Source organism: Kitasatospora griseola, from assembly GCF_014648555.1.
Taxonomy (GTDB): domain Bacteria; phylum Actinomycetota; class Actinomycetes; order Streptomycetales; family Streptomycetaceae; genus Kitasatospora; species Kitasatospora griseola.
In genome coordinates, this window is sequence record NZ_BMRI01000070.1 from 4,173 (window position 1) to 10,785 (window position 6,613).

Annotated in this window: 6 protein-coding genes; 1 reads left to right on the forward strand and 5 read right to left on the reverse strand. The window is 72.9% G+C overall.

Going from position 1 to position 6,613, the window contains the following annotated elements:
• Positions 1 to 2 precede the first annotated feature (2 nt).
• Positions 3 to 1,208 carry a serine/threonine-protein kinase gene (locus IEZ12_RS36600; protein WP_229848685.1) on the forward strand — a complete coding sequence of 402 codons (1,206 nt, stop codon included), beginning with the start codon at positions 3 to 5 and terminating at the stop codon, positions 1,206 to 1,208.
• Positions 1,209 to 1,302: 94 nt separating this feature from the next.
• Here IEZ12_RS36600 and IEZ12_RS36605 read toward each other — a convergent pair whose 3' ends face one another.
• The 5 genes from IEZ12_RS36605 to tap form a co-directional block, all read right to left on the reverse strand.
• Positions 1,303 to 2,199, reverse strand: a complete 897-nt coding sequence (locus IEZ12_RS36605; protein WP_189278639.1) for a hypothetical protein — start codon at positions 2,197 to 2,199, stop codon at positions 1,303 to 1,305.
• 442 nt (positions 2,200 to 2,641) lie between these two features.
• Positions 2,642 to 2,824: a hypothetical protein gene (locus IEZ12_RS36610; RefSeq protein WP_189278641.1), complete on the reverse strand. Its 183-nt coding sequence runs from the start codon at positions 2,822 to 2,824 to the stop codon at positions 2,642 to 2,644.
• Between the two features lie 355 nt (positions 2,825 to 3,179).
• Positions 3,180 to 3,791, reverse strand: a complete 612-nt coding sequence (locus tag IEZ12_RS36615) for a hypothetical protein (RefSeq protein ID WP_189278643.1) — start codon at positions 3,789 to 3,791, stop codon at positions 3,180 to 3,182.
• 240 nt (positions 3,792 to 4,031) lie between these two features.
• On the reverse strand, positions 4,032 to 4,577 hold the full coding sequence (gene tpg, locus IEZ12_RS36620; protein WP_189278645.1) for a telomere-protecting terminal protein Tpg: 546 nt from the start codon (positions 4,575 to 4,577) through the stop codon (positions 4,032 to 4,034).
• A 94-nt stretch (positions 4,578 to 4,671) separates the two neighbouring features.
• Positions 4,672 to 6,522 carry a telomere-associated protein Tap gene (tap, locus tag IEZ12_RS36625; RefSeq protein ID WP_444542904.1) on the reverse strand — a complete coding sequence of 617 codons (1,851 nt, stop codon included), beginning with the start codon at positions 6,520 to 6,522 and terminating at the stop codon, positions 4,672 to 4,674.
• Between the last annotated feature and the right edge of the window lie 91 nt (positions 6,523 to 6,613).

Genomic DNA, 6,613 nt, shown 5'->3' on the forward strand with positions numbered 1-6,613 from the left:
GGGTGGGCCAGGGCGGCATGGGCCAGGTGTGGAAGGCACACGACACCAGGCTGAAGCGGACGGTCGCCATCAAGCTGGTCACCGCACTTGCCGGCGACGGCACCCGCGCGACGGAGGAGCGCAGGAGGCTCCTCCGGGAGGCCCGCACCACCGCGCAGCTTCAGCACCCCCATGTCGTCACGCTCCACGACCTCGGGGAGGCCGGCACGGAGAACGGCCCTGTCCCCTTCCTGGTGATGGAGTTGGTCGCCGGCGAGGGCCTGGACTCGCTGCTGCGGAAAGGCCCGATCGCCTCGCAGGACGTGGTGCGGTGGGGCGAGCAGATCTGCTCGGCACTCGCCGAGGCACACGCGGCAGGCATCACGCACCGGGACATCAAGCCCGCCAACATCATGGTCACCGCCGCCGGCGACGTGAAGGTCCTCGACTTCGGCATCGCCCGGACCACCCATCTGGAGACCACCGCGGAGCGCCTCACCCAGACCGGCTTCGTCGTCGGCTCCCCTCCCTACATGGCGCCGGAGCAGATCCGGGACGCGGCCGGGCCCCGAAGCGACCTCTACTCCCTGGGATGTGTCCTGTTCGAGATGCTCACGGGCCGGCCCCCGTTCGAAGCCCCGGACGCCCTCGGCTACCTGACAGCGCATCTGACGGAGGAACCTCCCGCTCCCAGCTCCGTGAAGCCGGGCATCCCTCAGGGCTGGGACGCCCTCGTGGCGAGACTCTTGAGCAAGGACCCGGGCAGGCGCCATCCGGACGCGGATGCGCTGGCCGACGAACTGCGGGCCGTACTCGCCCAGAAGAACACCCCCGCTCCCTCCGGGAGACTCGGCGCGCTGAGGCGGAGAGCAAGCGCGGTCATCGTCATGGCCATAATCCTTGCGATACCCGCAGGATTCGCGTACATCGGGATCTACAGCGTCCTCGTGGGCAGCGACGTGAAGCACGCGCAGGCCGGCGACTGCTTCTGGCTCGACACCATAGGGAACAAGTACCAGACGAGCCTGGACGGCCGGGCGCGGACCGAACCCTGCAGCCTCCCCTTCCTGGCACCCGGCAACAAGCACTACACCGTCGTCGAGCGGATCAACACCACCCACGACGTCCACGCCTGCGACCACGTACCGGGCGCCGTCGTCAACGACACCACCGAGTGGCTGCGGTCCTACAGCGAACCGATTTGGGTCCTGTGCGTAAAGCCGCTGTGACCAGGCGCGATCTCACCCGCGCCCCTCTCCCCGTCATAACCGTGCAGGCCTGCCCGGGACGCGTCAGCGCCCCTGCTCGGGATCGGTCCCCGGCTCAAAAACAACCGCGCCAGGAACGTGGTGGTCGCGGAAGCCCTCGATCACCCTGGCACCGTGCGGGCCGAGCCCGGCGTGGGCGCTCAGTCCGGGCCAGCCGCCGACGTCGATGAGCCGGCGGCAGGGCGGCCGGACAGTATGGACGGTGGGCACGACGGGTCCTCCTTCGTGTCAGCGGACATACGAAAGGCCCGCCCCGGGACTTCCGGGGCGGGCCTTGGTTCTGTGCTGCTGGCGGGTGGAGATGCGGGCGGGTCAGGTCTCGGTGCGGTCGTCGAAGAGGTATTCGCCGATCCGAGCGATGCTCCATTCCATGAGCTGGGCGAGGCCGGAGCCGGGCCCAGACGGCCAGGGTCAGGAGCAGCGTCCGGGCGTCCTCCACCTTGTGGCCGGGGCGCAGGTAGGCGAGCAGTGTCGTGCCCAGGTGCTTCAGGGTGGCGCTGTCGATCGCCTCGGGCGGATTCCGGGTGGCCTCGTCGGCGACGGTGTCGAGGATCTCGATGGCGGTGGGGCCGGCGGGGTGCGTGTGGTTCTGGGCGTGGGCGACCTGGTCGCCGGCTTCCACGAGCCATGCCCGCAGCCGGGCGTGGTCGCCGTCGTGGCGGCGGAGTTCCTGCGCCGTGTACGCCATCGCCAGCGCGGTCGCGGCGAGCGTCGACTCCACCGCGAGCACGCCGCGCTGGTCCCAGCCGTCGAGCACAGTGGTGAGCTGGTCGAACACCTGGTTGAGCAGTGTCCACTCGGACTCGGTCTCGAGCACGGCGGCGTCGGGAACGGCGAGGCTGGCCGCATGCTGGGCGGCCGCGTCCAGGGCGCAGGCGTGCAGCAGCCACAGGGCCAGCAGACCCGGATCGGCCGGGGCCCGCTCCTCGACGGCGGCGCCGATGTCGACCATGTCAGTCCTCTCGTCAACTAATTTCTCGAAATTTTCCCGCACGCGCTCCGCTCAGTGCCGGGAAATAACTATTCCGACCCGAAAGAAATTCTTTCCGCGGTACCGGTGTACGGCTCGGAAAGCGTTTATCGGCGACATGTGCGGCCGCTCGGGCGACCCGGTCCCCCACGTCGGGGCCGGACGCCGTGGTGAGCAGTGCTCCCGAACGGGGTGGGGCCCGGGCCCGCGGGCGCCTCCGTCGAAACGGGCGGGTGTCGCCCGGGTCGGGCGGACGGGCATCAGACGGTGATCACGGTCTGGGTGCCGCCGATCACCGCTGCGGCGGGTCACACGACGACCGACGAACCCCCGCGCCACCGGGCACGGCGGCTCGCTCGAAGGTGGAACGGGCGCTGACGGGGAGCCGGCTCCCGCTCCGGCAGGGCCGGCAGGTGGTGTCGTGTCAGCTCGTGTCGGGTACCGGCGCGCCGCGGGCGGCGAGCGCGAGGACTTCGGCGGCGCGGGCGAGCGCGGCCGACTCCGCCAAGTAGTCCGCCCGCTGGGTGTCACCGGTGGAGCGGAGGGCCAGCAGCGCGGCAACGTACGCGGAGCGGGCGGCCTGATCGGCGAGCTCGGCGGTCGGCACCCCGGCGATCTCTGAGGTAACCGGGCCCAAGCCGGCGGCGGGCGGTCATAACCCCAGTCTGACCGCCCGCCGAGGACACTGTGAACGCTGACGTCGCCCGGTCACCGTTTGCTGGCCGCCCGCGCCTCGGCCGTCGCCTGCTCGGTGTCGGTGCGCCGGCCCATCAGTCCTCCTCGGCGACAGGAGCGGTGAGCGGGCGGCTCGGCGGTCCCGGCGCCGTGCCGAACGGCGCGTTGAACGACGTGGAGCTGCAGGTGCTGCCGATCGGAGCGGCTGCGGGTCGGACCGCGCGGCACCGCCCGGGGACGTGCGGGCGCGGGCACCCAGACGGTGATCACGGTCCGAGTGCCGCCGATCACGGCGACGGGGTGACGAAGGGGCTCGGGCCCTCGGTGTCCACCTTCTTCTCCACCTCGTCCGGGTCGTCGGGGTTGACGGAGAAGACCATGGCGGTGTCGCTCGCCGGATCGAACCACACCACCGCCTCGTCCCACGCCTTCACCAGCACCTTGTTGAGCTCCGGGGCGACCACCCAGGCGGCGTTGGTCGGCACGTACGGCGCGAGCGAGGCGGGCAGACGGCCCGGCATGCCGTAGGACGCCTTCAGGCCGTCGGCCGGCAGGTCGTCGGCGGCGAAGGTGGGGGCGGTGGCCACCGGGTCGCTGCGCCGGCCGTCGAGCAGGCGCTTGACCTGACCGGGCTTCAGGTGCAGCACCGCGTACACCACGTACGGCTGGTCCTGGTTCGGCAGTGACCGGGGATGGGCGCAGGGCGTGTGTGTCACCCACTGCGCGCTCTCCAGCTCACCGAAGCGGTGGAACCGCCGCGCCATCGGCGCCAGCTCGGTGCGCAGCCCGGTGGTCTGGGCTTCGTACTCGGCCTGTTTGCCGGACGCAGTGCTCCCGACGTCGCAGGCCGCCGGGACGCCGAGGGCGGCGCCGAGAACGAGGAAAGCGCCGACCAACATCGTTCCTCGCCGCACTGTCCGTCCCCCTCACTCATGAACGGCCGCCCCGCCCGCTCGTCAGCCCCCATGCTGGCCGACGGGCACCGCAGTGATCGTCAGCTCGGAGGACGAGCCGTCCGGCCCGGGTACGCCCGAAGGAGGACACCGCCCTACCGACGGTCCGTCAGGTGGGCAACGACAGGGCCCGGGGCTGCTCGCCGGGCTCGGGGCCGGCGGTGTCCATGTCAGGCTTCCCGACGGTCAGTAGGGTTCGATGGTGGCCCAGGCGATGTCGGTGAACTCAGCGGACAGCCCGGCGGCGCGGTGGCCGTTGTCCTTGAAGTAGTGCTCCTGGAGGGCCTCGGCGAGGATCCGTTCCTGCTCGCGCTCGCCGGCACCGGCGTCGCGGGCGGCGTAGAGGCGCTGGGCGACCGTGCCGGGCAGGTACTGGGTGATGTGGCGCTCGCGCGGGTCGTCGGTGGAGCCGGCCGCCGCGGTGTACCCGAAGCGGGCCTGGACGTGCAGGGTGAAACCCTGCTGCTCGGCCTGGCGGCGCACGCGCTTCTGCACGCGGGGCTGCCAGGTCGCGCGGACCTTGGCCTCGATGGTCTTCGCGGCGGCCGGCTTGGGTGTGGCGGTGCCCTTGAGCCAGCGCTGCACGGTGCGCTGACTCACCCCCAGCTCCTGGGCGACGGCGCGGGTGGAGCCCTTGGCGCGCTTGAGCAGGTGGCGCACGCGGGCGGGTGCGGACTGCGGAATCGGGCGGGTGCGTTCGGCGCGCTCCAGGCCCTGCTCGATCTCCCCCACGGGGGTGTTCCTTCCTGGCGGGTGCGGTCGGTGGTGGTGGCGGGTGCGCCATCGGGGCCGGCCCGCCGCGACAAGGCGGCGGGCCGGGCGGGTGCTACTCCTCGCGGTCGCGGTCGGCGGCCTTGATCAGGCTCGCCGGGTTCGCTCCGTCGGCCAGCCACTGCTGGACCTGGGACATGGGCGTGGCGCCCTCGAACTTCACATGCCCCGGGCTGACGCCCAGGCGCAGGGCGGTGGTGAGGGCGCCGTCCGGGCGGGTCAGGACGTCGAGGGCGGTGGGGCCGGTGGCGGGGAACACTGCGCAGTCGGACAGCACGGCGATCGGCGCGGTGCCGAGCTCGGCCTGCAGGCGGCGGAGCTTGCGGTGCAGGTTGACGGTGGCGGTGTCGACGACCAGGACGCGGATCAGCGGGTCCCAGGTGCCGCGCTCCAGCGCCGGCCAGCGCTCGCCGGGCCGGTAGCCGACGCCGCGGGCCTTCTCGCGGAACTTGCCGACGGTGCCCTTCGCGGTCTGCTTGATCGCGCCGAGCAGCGCGAGCAGCGCCTCATCGCCCTGCTTGAGGCCGGCCATCGCGTCCAGGAACGCGACCGGGTCCGTCTCGGCCAGGTCGCCGCTCACGCCGAGGTCGGCCATCGTGTCCAGGTACGCCTGGCGCAGCCGCTTGTGCCACGGGTCCAGGTACGGGCCGGACTCGGTGCGCAGCCAGGCCCGCTCGGGGCGAATGTCGGCGCCGAGCTCGACCGCGTAGGCGAGCTTCGCGGTGGAGTACCAGGCCGGGCCCTGCGGCGCGGAGCCGTCCTGGGTGAACGGGTTCGGCAGCAGCGGATCCAGCTGCAGGCCTGACACGTCGGCGTACCAGCTGCCCGGGATCCGCCTGTCGAAGGCCGGCCGCTCCTCGAGGACGGGCCCGCACAGCGGCAGGTTCAACCGGGCCGCGGCCGCGAGGAACGCGGTGTTCACGTCCAGGCCGACCGCGAACGGCATCTGCTCCTCGCCCGGGGTGAGCGGGCGGTGCCAGTTCCACGCCTCCGTCACCAGCTCCTCGCCCGCCTGGCGGCCCTGCGCGAGCGGGTGCATGTCCGGCACCTCCGGCGGCGCTGGATCGAACCCCTTCGCCGGCCGCGAGCCCTCCACCGGCCCGGAGACGTACCCGGCCTCGGTGCGCTGCGCCCTCGTCGGCGGGCGCAGCGCGGTCACCAGTTCCAGGCCCGAGACGGAGGTGGTGCCGCGCGGGGTGATGACCCGGGAGGCGTAGGTGCCCAGCAGAGCGGCGAGCTGAGGGGCGCTCAGGTCCGCCGGGAGGGACCAGCCGTCGCTCGACAGCGCCCGCCAGGCCGGGATGCACAGCTGCACGCACTCGCGGCTGCCGTCCTCGGGGCGGCGGAAGATCCGCGCCCAGGGGCCGAAGCCGCGCTTGGTGAGCTCCCAGCCGGCCTTCCCGAGCGCCTTCACCGCGCGGTGGGAAGGGTGGAGGGCGCCCGTGCGCGGCACGTAGTGCGTCTTCTCGTGCCGCTCCTCGTTGCTCATCGGGGGCAGGCCGATCGCGGCGAGGGCGGCGTCGGTGAGGACGACCAGCGGGTCGCCGTCCTTGCCGAACCGGTGCAGCCGTGCGGAGCCGAGGCCCGCGCCGAGCGCCCACTCCACCACGCCGACCACCGTCCGGGTGCCCGGGGCGGTCGGCGCCGGCCTGCCGTCCGCGAGGTACGCCGTCAGCGTCTTGCCGTCCGGCGCGGCGTCCACCACCGCCAGCGGCCCGCCCGGGAACCTGGCGGCCGCGGCCGCCTCCCAGTCGGACACCGCCGGCGCCGCCGACACCTTCTTCACAGCGGGTCGACCGCGCCGGGCCGCAGCGGCGGGACGGGCGGGAGCAGCGCGGCGGGAAGCAGCAGCAGGAGCGGGCGCGGCGGCCGGCACCGCGGCGGTCGGCGCGGCTGCGGCGGCGATGTTCGGGTGGCGGGCTAGTACTCCAGTGCGACTTCGTGATCTAGGTAGCTAGTCGCTCTTCGCCCTGCGGGACGCCGACAGCCACGCCGAG